At 70.8% G+C, this 19,617-nt stretch carries 19 protein-coding genes; 10 read left to right on the top strand and 9 right to left on the bottom strand.

What is annotated here, in order from left to right:
* Positions 1–19: 19 nt before the first annotated feature.
* From A3G1_RS0125450 to A3G1_RS0125425, 6 genes are all read right to left on the bottom strand, one after another.
* Entirely contained in the window at positions 20–1,177 is a 1,158-nt protein-coding gene (locus tag A3G1_RS0125450; RefSeq protein ID WP_018352323.1) for a M23 family metallopeptidase, read from the bottom strand.
* Entirely contained in the window at positions 1,174–1,716 is a 543-nt protein-coding gene (locus A3G1_RS0125445) for a hypothetical protein (protein WP_018352322.1), read from the bottom strand. Before A3G1_RS0125445 ends, A3G1_RS0125450 begins: the two co-directional genes overlap by 4 nt.
* A 3-nt stretch (positions 1,717–1,719) precedes the next feature.
* Positions 1,720–3,474: an MFS transporter gene (locus tag A3G1_RS0125440; protein WP_425411409.1), complete on the bottom strand. Its 1,755-nt coding sequence runs from the start codon at positions 3,472–3,474 to the stop codon at positions 1,720–1,722.
* Between the two features lie 56 nt (positions 3,475–3,530).
* Complete coding sequence (locus A3G1_RS36830; RefSeq protein WP_425411408.1) at positions 3,531–6,548, bottom strand: ATP-binding protein; 3,018 nt, start codon at positions 6,546–6,548, stop codon at positions 3,531–3,533.
* A gap of 422 nt (positions 6,549–6,970) precedes the next feature.
* Positions 6,971–7,333, bottom strand: coding sequence for a hypothetical protein (locus A3G1_RS0125430; protein WP_018352318.1), 363 nt, complete (start codon positions 7,331–7,333; stop codon positions 6,971–6,973).
* A gap of 19 nt (positions 7,334–7,352) precedes the next feature.
* A complete protein-coding gene (locus tag A3G1_RS0125425; protein WP_018352317.1) occupies positions 7,353–7,643 on the bottom strand; it encodes a hypothetical protein in 291 nt (96 codons plus the stop codon).
* Between the two features lie 209 nt (positions 7,644–7,852).
* Between A3G1_RS0125425 and A3G1_RS42135 the strand changes: the two genes are divergently transcribed.
* Genes A3G1_RS42135 through A3G1_RS0125395 form a run of 6 tightly spaced genes read left to right on the top strand, consistent with a single transcriptional unit; the run spans position 7,853 to position 12,046 of the window.
* A complete protein-coding gene (locus A3G1_RS42135; RefSeq protein ID WP_018352316.1) occupies positions 7,853–8,668 on the top strand; it encodes a hypothetical protein in 816 nt (271 codons plus the stop codon).
* A gap of 9 nt (positions 8,669–8,677) precedes the next feature.
* On the top strand, positions 8,678–9,493 hold the full coding sequence (gene folP, locus A3G1_RS0125415) for a dihydropteroate synthase (protein ID WP_018352315.1): 816 nt from the start codon (positions 8,678–8,680) through the stop codon (positions 9,491–9,493).
* Positions 9,490–9,846 carry a dihydroneopterin aldolase gene (folB, locus tag A3G1_RS0125410; RefSeq protein ID WP_018352314.1) on the top strand — a complete coding sequence of 119 codons (357 nt, stop codon included), beginning with the start codon at positions 9,490–9,492 and terminating at the stop codon, positions 9,844–9,846. The genes folP and folB overlap by 4 nt, the downstream gene beginning before the upstream one ends.
* Positions 9,843–10,340: a 2-amino-4-hydroxy-6-hydroxymethyldihydropteridine diphosphokinase gene (folK, locus tag A3G1_RS0125405; RefSeq protein WP_018352313.1), complete on the top strand. Its 498-nt coding sequence runs from the start codon at positions 9,843–9,845 to the stop codon at positions 10,338–10,340. The genes folB and folK overlap by 4 nt, the downstream gene beginning before the upstream one ends.
* Positions 10,337–10,828, top strand: coding sequence for a DUF3180 domain-containing protein (locus A3G1_RS0125400; RefSeq protein WP_018352312.1), 492 nt, complete (start codon positions 10,337–10,339; stop codon positions 10,826–10,828). The genes folK and A3G1_RS0125400 overlap by 4 nt, the downstream gene beginning before the upstream one ends.
* 24 nt (positions 10,829–10,852) lie before the next feature.
* Entirely contained in the window at positions 10,853–12,046 is a 1,194-nt protein-coding gene (locus tag A3G1_RS0125395; protein ID WP_018352311.1) for an ABC transporter permease, read from the top strand.
* A gap of 1 nt (position 12,047) precedes the next feature.
* On the opposite strand, the gene A3G1_RS40170 is transcribed toward A3G1_RS0125395, so the two are convergent.
* Complete coding sequence (locus A3G1_RS40170; RefSeq protein WP_157641387.1) at positions 12,048–12,659, bottom strand: hypothetical protein; 612 nt, start codon at positions 12,657–12,659, stop codon at positions 12,048–12,050.
* Between the two features lie 82 nt (positions 12,660–12,741).
* On the opposite strand from A3G1_RS40170, the gene A3G1_RS36815 reads away from it, so the two are divergent.
* From A3G1_RS36815 to A3G1_RS0125370, 4 genes are all read left to right on the top strand, one after another.
* Positions 12,742–13,221 (top strand): very short patch repair endonuclease, encoded by a 480-nt coding sequence (locus A3G1_RS36815; protein WP_245563589.1) that lies wholly within the window; start codon positions 12,742–12,744, stop codon positions 13,219–13,221.
* Positions 13,222–13,277: 56 nt separating this feature from the next.
* Positions 13,278–15,797, top strand: a complete 2,520-nt coding sequence (locus A3G1_RS0125380; RefSeq protein WP_018352308.1) for an FtsK/SpoIIIE domain-containing protein — start codon at positions 13,278–13,280, stop codon at positions 15,795–15,797.
* A gap of 125 nt (positions 15,798–15,922) precedes the next feature.
* Positions 15,923–16,549: a hypothetical protein gene (locus A3G1_RS0125375; protein ID WP_018352307.1), complete on the top strand. Its 627-nt coding sequence runs from the start codon at positions 15,923–15,925 to the stop codon at positions 16,547–16,549.
* 1 nt (position 16,550) lies between these two features.
* Positions 16,551–16,811 carry a hypothetical protein gene (locus A3G1_RS0125370; protein WP_018352306.1) on the top strand — a complete coding sequence of 87 codons (261 nt, stop codon included), beginning with the start codon at positions 16,551–16,553 and terminating at the stop codon, positions 16,809–16,811.
* Between the two features lie 22 nt (positions 16,812–16,833).
* On the opposite strand, the gene folE is transcribed toward A3G1_RS0125370, so the two are convergent.
* Entirely contained in the window at positions 16,834–17,499 is a 666-nt protein-coding gene (gene folE / locus A3G1_RS0125365; RefSeq protein WP_026212503.1) for a GTP cyclohydrolase I FolE, read from the bottom strand.
* 50 nt (positions 17,500–17,549) lie between these two features.
* Positions 17,550–19,532: an ATP-dependent zinc metalloprotease FtsH gene (ftsH, locus tag A3G1_RS36810; RefSeq protein WP_018352304.1), complete on the bottom strand. Its 1,983-nt coding sequence runs from the start codon at positions 19,530–19,532 to the stop codon at positions 17,550–17,552.
* Positions 19,533–19,617: the final 85 nt, after the last annotated feature.

Below are 19,617 nucleotides of genomic sequence, written 5' to 3'. Positions count from 1 at the left end.
GACCGGTGGCTGCCGGAGGCTAGCCGGGGTTGCCGAGCGGGGCGCCGCGGCCGGCCATGAACACCACGGGGTCGACCGCGCCCCGGCTGCTCAGGTCGCCGTCCATGTGCACCTCGTAGTGCAGGTGGGGGCCGGAAGAGTTGCCCGACGAGCCGATCATGCCGATCGGCTGGCCCACCGTGACCAGGTCACCGACGCGGACGCTCGGCCGGGTCACCATGTGGCAGTAGCGGGTGACGATGTTCTCCGCGTGCCGGATCTCCACGTACCAGCCGCAGCCGCTCACCCAGACGCCGCCGTCCCGGTCGCAGCCCCAGTAGTCGCCGCCCACGTGCGCGTTGCACTCCGCGGTGATCACCGTGCCGGACGAGGCGGCCCGGATCACCGAGTTGCGCGGGGAGCCGAGGTCGACGCCGTAGTGGTACCCGCCGGACCTCGGGCCGAACGAGCTGGTCACCTCGTGCGTGACCGGGGCGGCCCAGCCGCCGGCCGTCACCTGGCCGGGCGGGGCACACCGGAGCTCGTCGGGCTTGGACACGGCGATCGCGCGGGCCCCGCCGCCGGTCAGCGCGTCGACGATGGTCGCGGCGATCGGCTCCCACTTCTGGTACGCCTCGGGAAAAGCACTGACCTGCACGCGCTGGGCTGCGTCCGTGAGCCGCATCAGCTCCCAGCCCTGGATGGTCCGCAGCTTGTCGTAGAACTTTTTCGCGCTCGTCGCCGGGGTCATCAGCTCCTCGACCGTGCCCCAGCCACCCGCGCCGTCCGGCGGCAGCGGACGCTGCTGGAACAGGCCGACGCTGTCGTGGTCGCGGCCGACACCCTCGTGCGGGATGTTCAGGGAACGCGGCACGTTGCTGTTCGCCAGATTCCGCAGGTTGGACTCCTGGAGCGCCGTGCCGATCGCGATCACCCAGCCCCGGGGCGGCACGGTCAGCCGCTGGCCCTCCTGGACGATGAGCGCGGCGTTGCGCATCTGCTCCGGCGTCATCTCGGACAGCTTCGGGAGCTTCTGCAGATCGATCGTGGAACCGGAGCCGCACGCCGCGAGATTCAGGCCAGGCTGCTCCTCCTGCGGGTTGAGCCCGCCGAGCAGGGCAGCGGTGATCCCACCGGCGCAGCACAGCAAGGCGAGCACACCGGCCATCACCGCCGGAATGATCACCTTCTTTCTCACCTTCGGCGCTCCCAGTCGATGGTGTCCACCCGCCACTGTCCATTCTGGGCGATGAGACGGAGGGTCAGCGTGCCAGAATCCACCGGCAGCCGGTACTCCACGAATGCCTGGCCGGCGAACGCACCCGGTACCGGGTCGCCGGTGATCCGCTCAGCCGGCACGCCGGCCGGGTCGACCCCCTTGAGCTTGTCGAGCAGCGCGGCGGTCGCGTACGGCTTGAGGCCCGTCAGCCACTGCTCCCCCGACACACCCGTGTGCCGGAGCCACGCTGACGTGAACGTCTTCGCGACGACGTCGGGCGGGGCGAAGCCCGCACCCGTCGACGGGCTGGCCGGCGCCCGGCTGGGCTCCAGGTCATGGCCCTCGTCGGCGTGCTCCTGCGTGGCCGGTACAGCCTGGGTACCGGTGCCGCCCGGCATGACGGGCTCGCCGCCCGGCGCGGGCCCCGCGAGCCGGACCGTGAGTACCAGACCGGCGATGAGCAGGGCGAGGCCGAGTGCGATCCCGTACCGGGCACCCAGATAGGACAGCCAGCGCATCGGCTACACCCGTTCCTCCGCTCGGGACTCCGCTGGGCGGTACACCTCGCCACCCCAGGTGTCCGCCTGGGAACGCGGGGCGGACGGAGCCGGCCTGGCCTCCCGTACCGGAGCCTCGCGTGGTGTCGAGGACGGGGCGGATGTCGACTCGGGCCTGGATGTCGTCTCGGCGCGGGCCGGGGCCTCCTCCACCCTGGACTCCGCGCGCGGCGAGCTCGTGGTGCTGGTCTGGTCGGCGGCCTTCTGCTCCGGCTCCGTGGAGGCCTTCGAGGCGACCGCAGCCGAGCGCAGGTCGGCGAAGAAGCGCTCCCGCCAGCTCGCGCCGGGGGCCGCGGCACCCGACTCCTTGCCAGCCATCTGGGTGATCCGCCGGTACGGGCGCAGGAGCATCCAGCCGACCACGCCACACAGCCAGATCAGCACCACCTGCAGCCAGCCAGGCAGGGCAGCGGTACCCATGATCTGGTCGACGGCGAAGAGGTAGATCGCCGCCCCGGTACCGAAGATGAGGATGTTGAACACGGCTGCGACCACCGCGTTCATCAGCCGGCGGAAACCGGCGCTCGCTGGCCGGAGCAGCGCGAGCGTACCGATGACGGGCGCCGCGATCACCGCCCAGCGGAACAGCACGAAACCGAGCAGCACGAGCACCGAGGCCGTGATGTCGAAGAACGCGTACGCGAGGGAGGCGAGGATCGCGATGAAGCCGGCCCCGATCCGGTCGGTGCCGCGCATGCCCTGGAGGTACTCGTAGGCCTCCGGGTCCTCCGACTTGATCTGCTCAGCGACCCGCTGCCACTCGTCGGCCTTCTTGGTGATGATGATCTGCCGCTGGACCGGCTCCTTGCGCATCAGCTCGGCCTCGTCCCAGGAGAAGGACTTGGCGTCGTAGAGCGCCATGCCGTACTTCTGCGCCGTCACACTGTCCGCGCTGCCGAGCGTGCCACGCAGCCAGTTCTTGTACAGCAACGTATCCACGGCGCTGTCGCCGGCGCGAACGGCCGGCGGCCGGTTGTCCTTGCACGCGGCAGGATTGGGCTGCGGGCACTTCTCCGGCGGGATGTCCTTCACCGACGGGCCGACCGCGCCGTGCACGGCGGACAGGCCGCCGGTCAGGGTGGCGTCGGCCAGGCCTGCGGCCTTGGTGGGCCAGGTGGCCAGAGCTGTCACGATCACCAGCACGAACAGCGCCCAGCCAGCCGTGGTCATCGTCGCCGACATGTCCGACTGGCGGGAGCGCCACAGCAGGTAGAGGCCGACGACCGCCAGGGTCAGCGCGCCGAAGACCGTGAAGACCTTGGTGTACACCGCCTTGGTGGCCTTCTCCACCAGCGGGTCAGCCCAGCCCCACAGCTCCTTGGGCTGCCAGGCGCGCTCGCGCAGCGCGTTGGCCGCGCCGACGATCCCGGTGGCGAGCATGAACTCGCCGTTGGCGATCGTGTTCTCGAACTTGTACGACGGGTGCATCGTGGTCTGCACGCAGTCGATGTCGTAGGTGGTGAAGTCGTACCCGGCGTAGCCGTACTTGGAGTACATGCCGGTCACGCCGGGCTTGCGGGAGGACTCGGGGCGGGAGGCGAACCAGCCGGCCATCCCGGAGTCCGGCGCGCTCGGCGTCGGGGCCTTGAGGCACTGGGCGCGCGCCGAGCTGACCTTCTGCAGCCGGTCGACGCACTCGGTGAGCTTGCCGGGCTCCCGCCATTCCTCCAGGCTGCACGGGGCAGCCGCACCGGCCGGAGCGACCGGTACGACGAGCATCAGGCCCGTGACGAGTGCGGTGAGAAGAATGGCTGCCCAGCGACGATGGCCGGACACTACTGACTCTCCTGTGCAGTAGCCTCCGCAGCCGTCATCGGCGTGGTGTCCAGGAAGTCCAGCAAGCCTGGCACGTAGGAGATGTCCACTCGCACCTTCTGCACCCGCCCATCCACGTCGCGCATCACGAACTCCCGGAATCCGAGCCGATCCTGTGATGATGCCTCAACTTGGGAGAGTGTCGCCAAGGTCTGCTCATATCCGACCCCGCGCGGCACTCTGAGCAGGCGCAGCGCCTCCTCCGCGATCTCGGAGTCCTCGGCGATCCGTCCCACGAACACAGTGGACACGAGGTTTTGCACGTCGAGTCCGAGAATGTCTTTCGGGTTCTGGGAGGCGACCAAAGCTGCCAGGTTCCACTTTCGGGAGTCGCGGGCGAGCCGGACCAGGAAGGACCGGCCGGACCGCCAGCCCTCCATGAAGTGGGCCTCGTCCAGGCCGACGAGCTTGCGCCGGTGCATGTCCCCGGAGTAGCAGCGCCGCACGGCCAGCCGGTGTGCCGTGTGGAGCATCGGCAGGGCGAGCTGCTCCTCCGCCGACCAGTACTCACGCTCGATCTTGAGGTCTGGCAGGCGCAGGCCCGCCATCGTGATCACGGTGAGCGTCTTGTCGTCGCCGAGGGCGCCCTCCGGCGGACGGCCGAAGAACAGCAGCGCCAGGGGCATCTCCGCCGTGTCAAGCAGCAGATTGCCCAGCTCACGCGAGTGGTCGTCGCCGTCCTGGAGCGCCTTGACGATGTCGTCGAGGGTCGCTGTCTCCTCAGCCGGTACCTTGCGGACGGCGTGCCTGAGCAGCGTGGCCGTGCGGGACTCGCGGGCCACCTGCGGCGGGACGAGCATCGAGCAGATGTCCTGGACGAGCATCCGGCGTTCGGCGCGGGCGTTGCCGAGCGCGATCTGGAACTCGCGGTCCCCTTCGGACCCGACGGCGAAGTGGGTGCGCTGTGGAGTGGGGATCAGCGCGTACGGCGCGAGGGTCCCGTGACCGGAGCCGGTCAGGTTCAGCACGCGGGAGTACGGCTTGAGTTCCGGCATCTCGCACAGCCGGCCGAGCGGCCCCGACGGGTCGAGCATCGTCACCTGGACGCCACGCCGGGAGGCCAGGTAGCCGAGGGCACCCATCAGGGTCGACTTGCCACCGCCGGGCTCGGCGACGAACACGGCCAGCCCGGAGCGCTCACGTACCTCGGTCGGGAAGTGCACGTCGAGGAACACCGGCCGGCGGCACGTACCAGCGGTGCGGCCGATCAGGTCACCGCGCCGGTCGCCCACGGTGGACGCGGCCTGCGGGAGCGCGGCGGCGAAGAGCTTGACCGGCATCCGGCGCACGTACCCGGAGTTGGCGATCGGCTCACCCGGGATGAACTCGCGGGCCAGCCAGTCCTGGTTCTTCGGGTGCTGGAGGGACACGCGCAGCTCACGGGAGTACATCTGGATGAGCTTGCGGGCGCGTTCGAGTGCCTCCTCGCGGCTGTTGCCGCCGACGGCGATCCGGTGCCAGCCGTGGACGCGGGCAGCGTCGATCGGCAGGCCGGTGGTGACCTCGTCACCGATGCCGAGCGCCCGCTGGGCGAGGCGTTCGAGCTCCGGCGGCGCGTCGATGCCGTGGTCGGCGTAGTCGCGCTGCTGGGAGCGGATCATGCGCAGCCGGTGCTCAAGGTTCTTGAAAGTGTCGTTCTGGCCGAGCGCGTCGACCCGGCTGGAGATCTCCATCGGGTACGGCAGCCGCTCGTGGAAGTGCAGCCACGGCTCGTGCCGCTCGGGGATCTCCAGCGGCTCCATCCGGCCCACGGTCAGCACGCACACGTGGCGTTCCTCGCCGGTCAGCCGGTTGACCAGCTTCACGGTGGAGCCGTACGGCGTGCGGTACCGCTCGATGTGCTCGGTCATCGCCAGCAGGTCCCCGCGCTCCCACTCGCCGGAGCCGACCGGGGACATCTCGCGCGGCGGTGACATGCACAGCGCGACGGAGCGGTAGAGCAGCCACTCGAGTTCCTTGACGGTGACCCGGCGGCCGCGCATGCCGAACGCGCCCAGCACCTCGTCGAACTGCTCGACGAGCCGCGCCGTCCGCTTGCGCTCCGACTCGGTCACGCCCTTGCCGAACATCCGGCTGATCTTCTCGCTGAGCGAGTCGCCGAGCGTCCGGCGGGCGAACGTGATGCCGAGATACGTCTGCCCCTCGGCGTGGTTCACCTGGAGCAGGTGCTTCTGCGCGTTGACCAGGTGGTCACCCCAGCTCGGCGCGCCGGGGACCGGCGGGAGCGGCCGGGGCGTGTGGGCGTCCACTGTGCGCGCCCACTCGTCGGCAGGGAACGGCATGGTCGTCCGGCGCAGGTGGAGGCGGAAGCCCGCCAGGCCGGCGTACTGCTCGGAGATCGCCACGATCAGCGCCTCGCGCTCGGCGTCCGGCCGGAAGGCCCAGCGGACCTCCGGCAGCCAGTACCACGCGGTGATCGTGTTCGGCGTGAACGTCAGGTGCCCGGCGACCTCGGTGATCGCCATGTCGGCGACCGGGTCGCGGTCACGGAACCTGGGGAGCTGCCGCTTCGGCACGCCGTCGCGGATCGGCTGGAGTGCCCTGCTCGGGACACGGCGGGGCTTCGGGTCGGCGCGCACCGGCTCGGGCACGACCGGCTGGGGCCGCCGTCCGATGCGGATGTCCTCCGTGGGCCGGTTGTCCCGGTCGGGGCGGGAGCCGGGCGGGGCGCTGGCCCGGCCGGTGACCTTCGGCGCGAGCTGCTCACCAGTCTCCGCCGGTGCCCGTACTGCCTCGACGGCGGCCGAGAACAGCTCGTCTACGTGCTGGGCGAGCGGGTCGGAGTCCGGTGGGCGCGGGGTGGGCGGCGTGGGTGGAACAACGGGCGGAGCGGGTGGCGCCGGCTGCGGGCGAGGCTCCGGGGCGCGCGGGGGCACAGTGGATGGAGCCTGCACGACAGGAGGCACGGGCGGCTCGGGCCGGCGGCGAGGTGCCGCTGGCGGCGCGGTCGCGGCAGCCTGAGGCGCTGTGGGCGGCATGCCCGGGGCGGCAGGCGGGATGACCTGCTGGTGTCCCGGCTCCTCGATCCGGCGGCGGACCGGCTCGCGTCGCGGAGCCTCCGCAGCGCGCCGGTCCACGGGAGGACGGTCCACAGGAGGACGGTCTCCGGAAGGACGGTCCACAGCGGGACGGCCTGTAGCCGGCCGGTCCACAGCGGGACGGCCGGCCGGCGGGGCGGGTACGGCAGGGGGCGCCGGGCGTTCGGCGGCGGCCTGTTCTGGCGCTGACGGCGTGACCAGGCCCAGGAACGGCGACAGGGTCGCGTCGTCAGCGTCCAGGATCGACGAGCTCATGTCGGCGCCGGGCGCGCGGAAGACCGCGACCGGCCCCGCCTGGCCCGGGACCGGCGGCTTCTCGCCAGCTGCCGGGGTCGGCTCGCCTGGCCTGCCTGGGGCGGTGGTCATGTCAGCTCCTCGCGGATGAGCACCCGACGGGCGACCAGCCTGGGTTCCCGCTGTTCGGTGCGGGGTTCCGTGGTCCGGCGCCAGTCGGTGAGCGCGGTGCGGATGACCATGCGGGCAGGACGGTCCGGGTCGACATGCCGGAACACGAACGACGTGGTCACCATTGCCAGCGCGATCTCCCACGCCGGGAACAGGTCAACCTTAAGGCTGAACAGGTAGTGAATGAACATGAAAACGGGTACTAACGCGATGAAAAGTCCATATTGCGCGTACGGCAAGTGGACCGGCAGCGTGTACCCGGGCGGGCCCAGGTAGACCAGACGAGCCCGGTAGATGTCGTCATCTGTCCTCAGCCGCATGGTCAGCCCGTCTCAGCAGTCACTGCTTGGTGAACAGGAGCTTGATCAGATACTCGCCGAGGAAGAACAGCGTCGCGGCGCCGGCCACGAAGACCATGCCGACGATCGCGATCGCGGAGCTGGTGAGCACCTTGGACACTTCGCCCTTGTTGGCACGGCCGATGAAGATCACGCCGAGCACGGCGAGCAGGATCGGCACGATCTTCGTGGCGAAGAAGCCCAGGACACCAGTCGTGTTGATTTCTGGGTCGGCGGCGAGCAGCACAGGGCCGGCGGACTGCGCGGCCTGCGCGAATTCCATCACGGACATGTGGACCTCCCCGGCTGCGACCGGGCACCCCGGCCGCCATTTGTCTAGCTTTCCGGAAAACCAAGCTGAGTGGTAGTAAGCGGCGACCTTGTGTCGTGAGTGAAGCTCACGGTGAGCATGAACCTACATTGCGCCCAACGGGCAGACAAGCTAAGAAGACTGTGCACGAGGTCCTTCCGGCACACCAGGTCCGACCAGGGAGGTGTGGCATGGTACGGATGGCGATCGCCGGCACGATGATCATGTTTGCCGGCCTCCTGATGGCGGGTTTAAGCGGATATGACCTCGGCGTCGCCCGGGCCGCGCGCGCCCTCCGGGTCGGCGTGGCCACGGCCAGGGCTGCGGGCGGCCGCAGCACCGTGCCCGGCGCTGGAGCGTCCACGGTGGCCCTCGGCACCGCTGGCCGGCCCCACCTGGGTACCGGGCCGCTCGCGGTGTCCGCTGTGGCCCTCGGGTTGCTGCTGGCCACGGCCGGGGCTGGCGGGGTCGTGTGGTCGGTGCCGGTGACTCCGCTCTGGCACTGGGTACTGGTGGCGGGCTCCGGGGCGCTGGTGCTGCTCGCGGGGCTGCTCGGGGTGACGAAGCTGGTCCGGCGGGTGGAGATCTCCGCGTACGCGAAGGGTGCGGCGCTGCTGCCGGTGCTGGTGCCGGGCATGCCCGGGATGCCGCAGGTACCGGTGCAGCCCCAGGTGGCTGGCACGCCGCAGGTGTACGGCACGCCGCAGGTAAATGGCACGTCGCAGGCCGACCCGGTGATGGCGGCTGGGGCTGCGGGGGCGGTCTTGTACGACCCGGCGGTGCCGGAGGACGCGCAGCTGGGCTGGGTGTACCTGGATGCCGCGGGTACGTGGCTGGTGGTGGTGGCCGCTGAGGACTGTGCGGGCCGCCGGTTCGTCCGGCTGACGGATTTCCGCCTCATGCCGATCGGGCTCGTGCAGTTGCCCGTGTCGGCGGCCGGCGCGGTCGAGCTGGCGGTGTGGCCGCTGGACGAGGCCGGGCCCGAGGCGGCCGAAGAGCGGGATTAGCCTGGTCAGGTGAGTACACCTGTCATCCTCGGCGTCCTGAATGTCACGCCTGACTCGTTCAGCGACGGCGGCAGGCACCTGGACACGGCCGCCGCGATCACCAGGGGCCTGGAACTCGCGGCAGAGGGCGCTGACTACGTCGACATCGGCGGCGAGTCGACCCGGCCGGGTGCCGCACGGGTCGACGAGGCCGAAGAGCTGGCCAGGATCATCCCGGTGATCAGGGAGCTGAGCCGGTCCGGCGTCAGGATCAGTGTGGACACCACGCGGGCCGCTGTCGCGGCGGAGGCCGTCGCGGCCGGGGCCTCGATCATCAACGACGTGTCGGGCGGGCTCGCCGATCCGGGGATGGCCCGGGTCGCCGCCGAGACCGGCGTGCTGTGGGTGCTGATGCACTGGCGCGGCCACTCGCGGGACATGCAGTCGCAGGCTGTGTACTCCGACGTGGTCACCGAGGTCCGCGACGAGCTGGCGGCGCGTGTGTCGGAGGCGCTGGCCGCCGGGGTGAAACGTGAGCAGCTCGTCCTCGACCCGGGGCTCGGATTCGCCAAGACCGGTGAGCACAATTGGCCGCTGCTGGCGCGCATGCCGGTACTCCATGAATTGGGTTTGCCTTTGCTGATCGGAGCGAGCCGGAAATCCTTCCTGGGCGCACTCCTGGCAGACAAGAATGGCACTCCCCGCGCCGCTGATGGCCGCGAATATGCCACTGCCGCGATTAGTCTGCTGTCCGCGCAGGGCGGCGCGTGGGGACTGCGCGTGCACGACGTCCGCGCGACAGCAGATGTCCTTGCCGTGCTCCACCGGATGGAACAGGAACGATGACCGACCGCATCACACTCACCGGCCTGCGGGTGCGCGGCTATCACGGCGTGTACGAGTTCGAGCGGCGCCAGGGCCAGGACTTCGTGGTCGACGTCGTGCTGGAGCTGGACCTGGCCCGGGCGGCGGCGAGCGACGACGTGGCCGACACCGTCCACTATGGCGAGCTTGCCGCCCAGCTGGCTGCGATCGTGGCTGGCGAGCCGGTGAACCTCATCGAGACCCTGGCCGACCGGCTCGCGAGCGCATGCCTGGCAGACACGCGGGTCCGGGCCTGCGAGGTCACCGTCCACAAGCCGCAGGCGCCGATCGAGCAGGAGTTCGCCGACGTGTCCGTCACGGTGCGCAGATCATGAGCCGGGCGCTACTGTCCGTCGGGTCCAACCTCGGCGATCGTCTCGCCACCCTGCGCGCCGTCGCCGGCGCGCTGTCCCCGGTGCTGCTCAGATCCTCTTCCGTGTACGAGACGGAGCCGTGGGGCGACGCCGGCCAGCCCGGATACCTCAACGCGGCACTGCTCGTGGAGGGCGAGGCCGACTGGCTCGTCGTCGCCAGGCAGCTGGAGTCGGACGCGCGGCGGGTACGTGACCCGGAACGGCAGTACGGGCCGCGCACGCTGGACGTCGACGTGATCATGGTCTGGGACCCCGATCCGGTGCTGTCCGCCGACCCCGAACTCACCCTGCCGCACCCACGGGCGCACCTGCGGGCCTTCGTGCTCGTCCCGTGGCTGGAGATCGATCCGGGCGCCGAACTCCCCGGCCACGGCACCGTCGCAGCCCTGCTCGACACTCCGGCCCTGGCGGCGGATGCCCGCGGCGTGCTCCGGATCGGTACGTTGAAAGCATGACCGAGCCCACGCCCAGCCTCCGCCCGACCAGCGCAGCGACACTGTTCGTCGCCGGGCTGGGTACCGCAGCGCTGGTCTGGGTGCTCATTGACAGGTACTACGGCGACTTCCCCCGGCTGACCTGGCTGCCAGCCCTGACGCTCGGGCTGCTGGCCTGCGCGGAGGCGTACGCGGCCTGGACCACCCGGGCCCGCATCGCCCGGAAGCCGGGCGCTGCGCCGCTCGAACCGCTGACCGTCGCGCGGTTCGCGGTGCTGGCCAAGGCGTCCTCGCTGGCCGGGGCGATCTGCACCGGCGGGTACGGCGCGATCGCCCTGTGGCTGTGGGCCACCTCCGACCGGCTCACGGCAGCCAACCAGGACCTGCCCGGCGCCCTGCTGGGTTTCGGGGCCTCGGCGGCACTCCTGGCAGCGGCTTTGTGGCTGGAACACTCGTGCCGAATTCCCCCGGAGACCAGGGATGTCGACGAAGGCCCTTCCCTGAACTGAGATCACTGGGTACGGTCCCGTGGCATGGCCCTTGACGCCGCCGCCGCCCAGCCACTGGGCAAGGACCGGCTGTTCGTCCACGTCGTGTGGGAAGTCCTGCTCGCCTGTGCCGTGACCGCCGTGGCGGTCGCGCTGTACGCGCTCGAGCCCGACACGTACCGGCAGCCCTCGCTGCGGCACTCCCTCGTCTGGATCGTGGTGATCCTGACGCTGGCGATCGGAGTCTCACTCACCGTCCGCGCCGGAGTGGTGAACCTGGCCGCCGGGCCGGTCGCGGTGTGGTCCAGCAACCTGTTCGCCCGGCACGACTACGACGGGTACGCGGTCGCTGGCGCGTACGCGGTCGGCGGGGCCCTGGCCGCCGGGCTCGTGCTGGCGCTGCTGGTGTGCGTCTTCCGGGTACCCGCGTGGGCCGCGAGCCTCGGCCTGGCCCTGCTGACGGTCGCCGTCCCGCTGCCATACGTGCCCAGCCTGGAGAACGCGGCACACCGCAGCGAGAAGGAGATCCGGATCTGGCTGGTCTGCGCGATCGCCGTGTCGCTGCTCGGCGGGCTGCTGATGCTCGCCAGAGGGCCACGGCGGGCGCTGTCCCAGTACCGGATCGACGGCGACCCGGCCGGGCGGCCCGGCCCCGGGCCCTCGCTGCTGGCCGCGCTGACCCTGGTCGCCTCCTGCGGGCTGGCGGGCCTGGCCGGCATCATGCACACCCTCGCGATGCGGCAGCCCGTCGAAGCCACCCAGCTCGGGATCACGCTGAGCACGGCAGCGCTCGCCGCGGTACTGATCGGCGGCGTCAGCGCCTACGGGCGGCGCGGCGGAGTGGCCGGCACGGTACTCGGCGTCTTCCTGGTGATCGCGCTCGACAAGCTGCTCAACCACAACACCGGCTACCAGCTCGGCCTGCTTGGCACGGCGGCGATGGTCCTGATCGCTGGGCTGCTCGTGACCCGGCTGATCGAGTGGCGTACCCAGCCGAGGCCACCCAAGCCCACGCTCCTCGACCCGCTCTCCGACCCAGCCGACCAGCCGATCTGGCCCGGCGAGAACCCGGCCAACGATGGAGACACCGAGCCGCCGTGGGCCGTCAGGGAACCGGACGAGGCGCCGGCCCCGTGGGCCGTACCGCACCAGGCACCCCGGCACGGAGCCGAGGAACGCGAAGGGGCCGGGGCGGACATCGACCCTTGGGACACGCCGCCGACCCGGTACAAGGTCTGAGTCAGGCAGCCTTACGGGCGGAGCAGACCCGCCAGCCGTCCTCGTCAACGGTTTCGAAGATCCACGGCTGAACGTCCTCGGTACCCGAGGCGGCCAGGCCAAGTTCAACTTCCACAGTGGACGAACCTTTGAGCTGAAGATTACGCACCGTCACGGCGAAGCGGGTGTTAAATCGCTTCTCACGTTGAGCAAGGTCGGCCGCCAAGTCCCGAAGCGGTGCCAGCTGTGGCTTCCTGCAGCTGAAGCGGGCGACGGCTGACTCGTCGCGCTGGGTGAACAGTGCGTCGACGAGCTGGGTGACCGCGACCGTCGGCGTGCTTCGGTCGATCTTGGTTTTCTCGTCGTAGACGTTCAGGGCGAGCCAGCCTGCCGAGATCAGTACCAGGGCTGCCGCGATGCCGGCGATCAGCGCGATCCGGCGGCCGGCCAGGCGGCGCTTCGCCGGGGCCGTGGTGGCTGCGGGCGGGGCTGCCGGGCCGGCGGCGGGTTCCGTGGCGCGCTGGGCGGGGACTTCTGCGGCTGCCGGGGGCTGATCGGGGATCGTGGCTGGTGGCTGGGTGCTCGAGGGCTGGGCCATGGGCCACATGGGTTCCTCGGGTTCGGCACCGCTCATGCCGGTCACTGTACGCGGTACGGGCCATGCCGGGCAGGATGCCGCGACCGGCTGGCGGAGGTGGCGGGGTACGTTCACGGGCGTGGCGAGTACTGGCAAGGATTCCCGCGAGCAGGCGTACGCCAGGGGGCTGTATCCCCGGCCGAAGAACGAGGGCCGGTCGCGGAACATGAAGGCCAACCGCCGGTCGGACACGAAGCCGGAGGTGGCGCTGCGGAAGGCGCTGCACGCGCGTGGCCTGCGGTACCGGAAGGACCTGCGGCTGGACCTGCCGTCCGGTGTCCGGGTCCGGCCAGACATCGTCTTCACCGCGCGCAAGGTCGCCGTGTTCGTGGACGGCTGCTTCTGGCACGTGTGCCCGGTGCACGGCCGGGAACCGACCAGTAACGAGTGGTACTGGACGCCGAAGCTCCGCCGTAACGTCGAACGGGACAAGGCCGCCAACGAGGCTCTTGCCGAGGCCGGCTGGCAGGTGGTCCGGCTCTGGGAACACGAGACGCTCGACGACGCGATCACCGCCGTGACCACGGCTCTGTCCGGCCACAGTGAACGACGCCCCTGACAACGCCCGTGGCGGCGTTCTGGATCGGGTGCCCGCTCTGCGCTAGCGTTCTCGAAATGGGATTGGGAGCTCTGCGGTCCGGGGTCGAGCAGGCGGTCGCCCTGCACCGGCAGGCCTCGGGACTGCTGGCGGCGGTCCGGCGCGCGCTGGAGGTGCCGACCGCCAGCGGTTACTCCGCTGAGTCCACGGCCGAGCAGCGGGTCATCGCCGAGCGCATCGCCCGCACGGCGCAGGAGATCGCTCCCGGCTGGCTCGGCGGGCCGCTGACCGCTGACGCCGACTACCCGGTACCGGAGAGTCACCGGCTGATCAGGGTCGGTGAGGCGCGGCCACTGCCCGACGCCTCCTTCCCGCTGCTCGTGCCGCTGCTCGGTGCCGGGCATCTCGCGATCGACGCCGACGCCCGCAACCCTGCCGCGACGGCGCTGATCCGGACGGCTCTCCTTCGCCTGCTGGCGAGCCTTCCGCCGCGTGACCTGCGGATTCTGATCGCTGACACGGCGACGATGGGTGCGGCGACCGCACCGTTCCGGCCGCTGTTCGAGAGTGGCACCCTGCCACCGCCGGTCACCAGCCGTGACGGGCTCAAGCAGGTGCTGGACGAGGCCGAGCGGCAGATCAAGGCAGCACACCACGATCTGCCGTACCTGCTGGTCGTGATCGCCACCGCCCCTGAGCTGCTCGAACCGGCTGACACCGCCCGGATCGCCGCTCTCGCGCACGCTGGCCCGGCCGCGAAGCTGCACCTGCTCGTGACCGCCCACACCGGACAGCCGCTGCCGAAGAGTACGCAGCTGGCGCTCGGCCCGGCGCACGCGCTGCTGATCAGCCCCGGCGGCGAGTCGTCGACGATTCCCATCCATGTCGACCAGGCCCCGCCGGACGCGCTGATCGAGCGCATCGCCACCCGGGTCGCCGCCGAAGCACAGCAGGGCAGCCGTACGGAACTGGCAGCGCTGCTGCCCGCCCAGCGCTGGTCGGAGTCGAGCCGGGCCGGGCTGCGGACCACTGTCGGGCGGGCCGGCCGGGCGGAACACACGCTCAGCTTCGACGACGCCACTCCACACTGGCTGGTCGGCGGCCGGTCGGGTGCCGGTAAGACAGCTTTCCTGGTGACGATGCTGTACGGGCTGGCGACGAGGTACGGGCCAGCCGACCTGACCCTGTACCTGCTGGATTTCAAGGAGGGCGTGAGCTTCACCGAGTTCACCCCGACCGAGCGCGACCCGTCGTGGATCCCGCACGCGCGGGCCGTCGGCATCGAGTCCGACCGGGAGTACGGTGTCGCCGTCCTCCGGGAACTCGACGACGAGATGACCCGGCGGTCGAGTGTGCTCAAGCGGGCCGGCGTCACCAAGCTCGCCGACCTCGAATCCGCCCCGGCCCGGATCGTCTGCGTGATCGACGAGTTCCAGGTGCTGTTCGACGGCAACGACCAGCTCGCCAGGGACGCCGTGGCCCTGCTCGAATCGCTCGCCCGCAAGGGCCGGTCGTACGGCATCCACCTCGTCCTCGCCAGCCAGACGGTCAGCGGGGTCGAGGCGCTGTACACCAAGAAGGAGTCCATCTTCGGCCAGTTCGCCGCCCGGATCGCGCTCCCGGGTGGCGGCGGGGTGCTCGACCCGATGAACAACGCCGCCCAGGCGCTCCGGCTCGGTGAGGCGATCATCAACGTGTCGGCCGGCGCGGCCGGGCACGACACGATCATCCGGTTCCCCGACCCGAACGCCGAGGCCGACACCCTGACCGAGCTGCGGCACGCGCTGTGGCAGGCCCGGCCGGCCGGTTCGGAGCCGCCGAGCGTGTTCGAGGGGTACGCGGAGCAGCACGTCCAGGCCGATCCGATGTTCCAGGCCCCGGCCCAGCGCCGCCGCCCCGAGATCATCGTCGGCCGGAACGTGGACGTGCCCGGCTCCACGGCCGCCTTCCCCCTCGACACCAGCCCCGGCCGGCACATCGCCGTCCTCGGGCCGAGTGAGGTCGGGGCTGACATCCTGCACGCTGCCGTCCTGGGACTCGCGCGCCAGCACGAACCAGGCGAGGCACGGTTCTGCCTGGCCCCGCTCGTCGCCGCAGCCGACCCGGTCTGTGCGGACGTCGTCACCGACCTCGACCGGCTCGGGCACAGCTACGAGCTGCTCGACGCGTACACGCTGCGCAACACCCTCGCTGGCCTGGCCGACCCGGCCACCGACGGCCGCCAGAAGGCCACGTACCTCGTCCTCTTCGGAGCCGACGCCGCCAGCGGCATGCTCGAACAGCGCGATCCGGACCGAGGCCGCTCCGGGCTGGCCGACCTGCGGGACCTGCTCCGCTCCGGCCCGGCCCGCGGGGTGCACGTGCTCGGCTGGTGGCGCGGCCTGCGGCGGTTCAACGAGGACATCGGCGGGTCCTCCGGCCGGGAGGACGTCGCCTGCCTCGTCACGCTCAACCTGCCGGGCTCGGAGGTCGCGATGCTGCTGGGACAGGCACAGCTCGACTGGCAGTACCGGCCCAACCGCGCACTGCTCATCGACCGGCACACCGACCGCGTGTCGACCTTCGTGCCCTACGTCCGCCCCGGGCGGTACGCGTGAACTCCACAGCGGACGGGTCATGAGCCGCCCGACCCGTGGCAGGCGGGCCCGGAGTCACCCGCGCGGGTACCCGGCGTCCCGCCGCTCCCGGAGATACCGATGACAGCATCCTCAAGGGGCACTCGATGACGTGGCGCGACTACGCGACCCTGGCCGGCCAGCTCGAAGCACACCGGGCCGTGCAGGCGGCCAGCGCTGCCGGGCACGCCGGGGCACGGTCCACGCTCGGAGCCGAGCTGGCCGCGATCGACGAGATCCTCAGTGGACAGCGGGAGCGGATCGGCCGGCTGTACGAGCAGCTCGACCTGGCCGAGCCGGTACTGGCCGGACAGCCGCCACCCGTACCGGACCTGGCCGAGGGGCTGCGCCGGGCCCGTGAGGCCGCCGAGCGGGCCGGCACCCAGCTCACCGCCGTCGAGGCGGGCTCACGCCGCTCGCCCCGGCTCGCGCACTGGTCGGCGAGCATGCGCAACTCGGTCGTCTACGCCGCCACCTCGGCCGGGGCCTTCCTGCTCGGCCTGGCCATCGTGCTGTCGGCCTCCGGCGGCTGGCTGCTGCTGATCCTGCCGCTGCTCATCATCCTGCCGTGGCTCGCGTTCGGCATCGGCGGCTCGGCCATCGGCTGGCTGTACACCCCGGCTGTCGGCGGCAAGCCGCCACGCACCCGGCCGCTCGGCCTGGCGATCTGCCTGGCCCCGGCCGCCCCGCTACTGGTCCTTTGGTACTTCCTGTGGCTCTTCGGAGGAGAATGACGTGGCCAACATCGAGCAGATCAAGGCGGTCATCACGGCCGCGACCCGGGACACCGAGGACGTCGTCACCCAGGTACAGGGGCTGTGCGACCGGCTGGACGAGGCGATCGTCCGGATCCGCACCGCTGCGGCCGGCAGCTCCCACCCCAAGGCAGACGAGGCGATCCGCTACCTCCAGCAGGCCCGCGACCGGCTCGACGAGGCTGGCACGCTGGCCCGCGGCGCCCTCGACGCCGCAGGCACGTACAAAATGATCATCTAGCCCGGCACCACGCCGCAGCGGTCTACGCCAGGCGGTGCAGGTTGAGCAGGCTCATGGCTTCCGAGCGGGAGCGGGCGTCGGTCTTGAACCGGCCGCGCACCGCGGACGTGACCGTCCGGGAGCCGGGCTTGCGGATGCCGCGCATCGCCATGCACAGGTGCTCGCACTCGATCACGACGATCACACCACGCGGCTGGAGCTGCTGCTCCAGGGTGTCGGCGACCTGTGCGGTCAGGCGTTCCTGGACCTGCGGGCGGCGGGAGAACGCCTCCACCAGCCGGGCCAGCTTCGACAGGCCCGTGATCCGGCCGTGCGTGCCAGGGATGTAGCCGACGTGCGCCACCCCGTGGAAGGGGAGAAGGTGGTGTTCGCACATCGACGTGACCTCGATGTCGCGGACCAGCACCATCTCGTCGTGGTTGGCCTCGAACGCGGTCTTCAGCGTGGCCGCCGGGTCGACCCGGAGCCCGGCGAACATCTCCGCGTAGGCGTGGGCGACGCGCGACGGGGTCTTGCGCAGGCCGTCGCGCTCCGGGTCCTCGCCGATCGCGATCAGGATCTCGCGGACGGCCCGCTCGATCCGGGCCACGTCGACCACGTCGGAGACAGGCCGGCCGGCGAATCCGCCGTCGACCAGCCGCGCGGCCAGGTAGTCCAGGTCGTCGGCCCCGGTCGGGCCATCGTGCAGGTCCCCAGCCCCGGACTCCTCCGGGGCTGGGACCGATGGATCGGTGGTGCTCAGCGCGACTGCTCCTCGACCACGGTGCCGTCGACGACCTCGTCCGTGGCAGCCTTGCCCGGCATCTCGACCGGCGGCTTGTCGGACGGGGTGCGCTTGCCGAAACCGTTGTACGGCGACATCGGCGGGCGCTTCACGACACGGGCGCAGATCCGGGCCATGTCGGCCTGGGTCAGCGTCTCCTTCTCCATCAGCTCGAGCACCATGTTGTCGAGGACGTCACGGTACTCGGCGAGGATCTCCCACGCCTCGTCGTGCGCCAGCTCGATCAGCGCCCGGATCTCGGCGTCGATGTCGGCGGCGACCGAGTCGGAGTAGTCGCGCTGGTGGCCCATGTCCCGGCCCAGGAAGGGCTCGGAACCGGAGGTGCCGTACTTGATCGCGCCGAGCTTGGCGCTCATGCCGTACTCGGTGACCATCGACCGGGCCAGCGCGGTGGCCTTCTCGATGTCGTTGCCCGCGCCGGTGGTCGGCTCGTGGTAGACCAGCTCCTCTGCTGCCCGGCCACCCAGCGCGTACGCCAGGGTGTCGATCATCTCGGAGCGGGTCTGGGTGTACTTGTCCTCGACCGGGAGGATCAGCGTGTGGCCCAGCGAGCGGCCACGCGGCAGGATCGTCAGCTTGTGCACCGGTGCCGAGTGCGGCAGCGCCCACGCGACCAGGGCGTGCCCGCCCTCGTGGTACGCGGTGACCAGCTTCTCCTTGTCGCTCATCACCCGGCCGCGGCGCTCGGGGCCCGCGACGACCCGGTCGATCGACTCCTCGAGCTCGTGGTCGCCGATCGCCTTCTTGTTGGCCCGGGCGGTCAGCAGCGCCGCCTCGTTGATCACGTTGGCCAGGTCGGCGCCGGTGAAGCCCGGGGTACGGCGGGCGATGGTGTCGAGGTCGACGTCCGGCGTGAACGGCTTGCCCTTGGCGTGCACCCGCAGGATGGCGCGGCGGCCCTCCATGTCGGGGCGGTCGACGGCGATCTGCCGGTCGAACCGGCCCGGGCGCAGCAGCGCCGGGTCGAGGATGTCCGGCCGGTTGGTGGCGGCGATCAGGATGACCCCGCCCTTGGCGTCGAAGCCGTCCATCTCGACGAGCAGCTGGTTGAGCGTCTGCTCGCGCTCGTCGTGGCCACCGCCGAGGCCGGCGCCACGGTGACGGCCGACGGCGTCGATCTCGTCGACGAAGACGATGGCCGGAGCGTTCTGCTTGGCCTGCTCGAACAGGTCGCGGACCCGGGAGGCACCGACACCGACGAACATCTCGACGAAGTCGGAACCGGAGATCGTGTAGAACGGCACGCTCGCCTCGCCGGCCACGGCCCTGGCCAGCAGGGTCTTACCGGTGCCGGGCGGGCCGTACAGCAGCACGCCCTTCGGGATCTTCGCGCCGAGAGCCTGGTACTTGGCCGGGTTCTGGAGGAAGTCCTTGATCTCGTGGAGCTCCTCGACGGCCTCGTCGGCGCCGGCCACGTCGGCGAACGTGGTCTTCGGCGTGTCCTTGGAGATCAGCTTCGCCTTGGACTTGCCGAAGTTGAGGACGCGGGAACCGCCGCCCTGCATCTGGCTCATGAAGAACAGGAGCAACAGCACGACGAGAGCGAGCGGGAGCAGGCTCAGCAGGATGCTGCCGAGGGTGCTCTCCTGGGTCACGTCGGCGTTGTACTGACCGATCCGGCCAGCGTTCTTCTGCTCGATGAGCTTGTCGAAGATCTGCTTGGACGTCTCGGCCGGGTACTGCGCCTGGACCTTGGACACCGCTGTCTTGGCGTCGCCGATCTTCTCGGCGTTCTTCAGCTCGATCTGGAGCGTCTGCTCCTTGTCCTGCATGACGACCGACTTGACGTTGTCGCCGTTGAGCAGGGCGATGGCCTCTGACGTCTTGATCTTGGTGTAGTCACCGCTGCTGGAGAAGACGCCGGTCAGGACGATCGCCGCGACGATGACGAGGATGACCCAGAACCAGGCTCTGCGGAAGATACGAGTACGTTCCATGCTTTAAGCGGACGCCGCGCGCCCGGCCCCTCCCGATCCTCGGACCAGTCACCCCGCACCACTCGGACACGACGGTGCGACTCCG

The organism is Longispora albida DSM 44784 (assembly GCF_000379825.1).
Classification (GTDB): Bacteria; Actinomycetota; Actinomycetes; order Mycobacteriales; family Micromonosporaceae; genus Longispora; species Longispora albida.
The sequence above is the reverse complement of the archived record's forward strand: the minus strand, read 5'-3'. Positions and strand labels throughout refer to the sequence as shown.

Coding starts and splice junctions, on each gene's coding strand:
- A3G1_RS0125445 (WP_018352322.1), bottom strand. CDS start 1,716: ATGCGCTGGCTGTCCTATCTGGGTGCCCGGTACGGGATCGCACTCGGC.
- A3G1_RS0125440 (WP_425411409.1), bottom strand. CDS start 3,474: ATGCTCGTCGTACCGGTCGCTCCGGCCGGTGCGGCTGCCCCGTGCAGC.
- A3G1_RS36830 (WP_425411408.1), bottom strand. CDS start 6,548: ATGCCGCCCACAGCGCCTCAGGCTGCCGCGACCGCGCCGCCAGCGGCA.
- A3G1_RS0125430 (WP_018352318.1), bottom strand. CDS start 7,333: ATGCGGCTGAGGACAGATGACGACATCTACCGGGCTCGTCTGGTCTAC.
- A3G1_RS0125425 (WP_018352317.1), bottom strand. CDS start 7,643: ATGTCCGTGATGGAATTCGCGCAGGCCGCGCAGTCCGCCGGCCCTGTG.
- A3G1_RS42135 (WP_018352316.1), top strand. CDS start 7,853: ATGGTACGGATGGCGATCGCCGGCACGATGATCATGTTTGCCGGCCTC.
- folB (WP_018352314.1), top strand. CDS start 9,490: ATGACCGACCGCATCACACTCACCGGCCTGCGGGTGCGCGGCTATCAC.
- folK (WP_018352313.1), top strand. CDS start 9,843: ATGAGCCGGGCGCTACTGTCCGTCGGGTCCAACCTCGGCGATCGTCTC.
- A3G1_RS0125400 (WP_018352312.1), top strand. CDS start 10,337: ATGACCGAGCCCACGCCCAGCCTCCGCCCGACCAGCGCAGCGACACTG.
- A3G1_RS0125395 (WP_018352311.1), top strand. CDS start 10,853: ATGGCCCTTGACGCCGCCGCCGCCCAGCCACTGGGCAAGGACCGGCTG.
- A3G1_RS40170 (WP_157641387.1), bottom strand. CDS start 12,659: ATGAGCGGTGCCGAACCCGAGGAACCCATGTGGCCCATGGCCCAGCCC.
- A3G1_RS0125380 (WP_018352308.1), top strand. CDS start 13,278: ATGGGATTGGGAGCTCTGCGGTCCGGGGTCGAGCAGGCGGTCGCCCTG.
- A3G1_RS0125375 (WP_018352307.1), top strand. CDS start 15,923: ATGACGTGGCGCGACTACGCGACCCTGGCCGGCCAGCTCGAAGCACAC.
- ftsH (WP_018352304.1), bottom strand. CDS start 19,532: ATGGAACGTACTCGTATCTTCCGCAGAGCCTGGTTCTGGGTCATCCTC.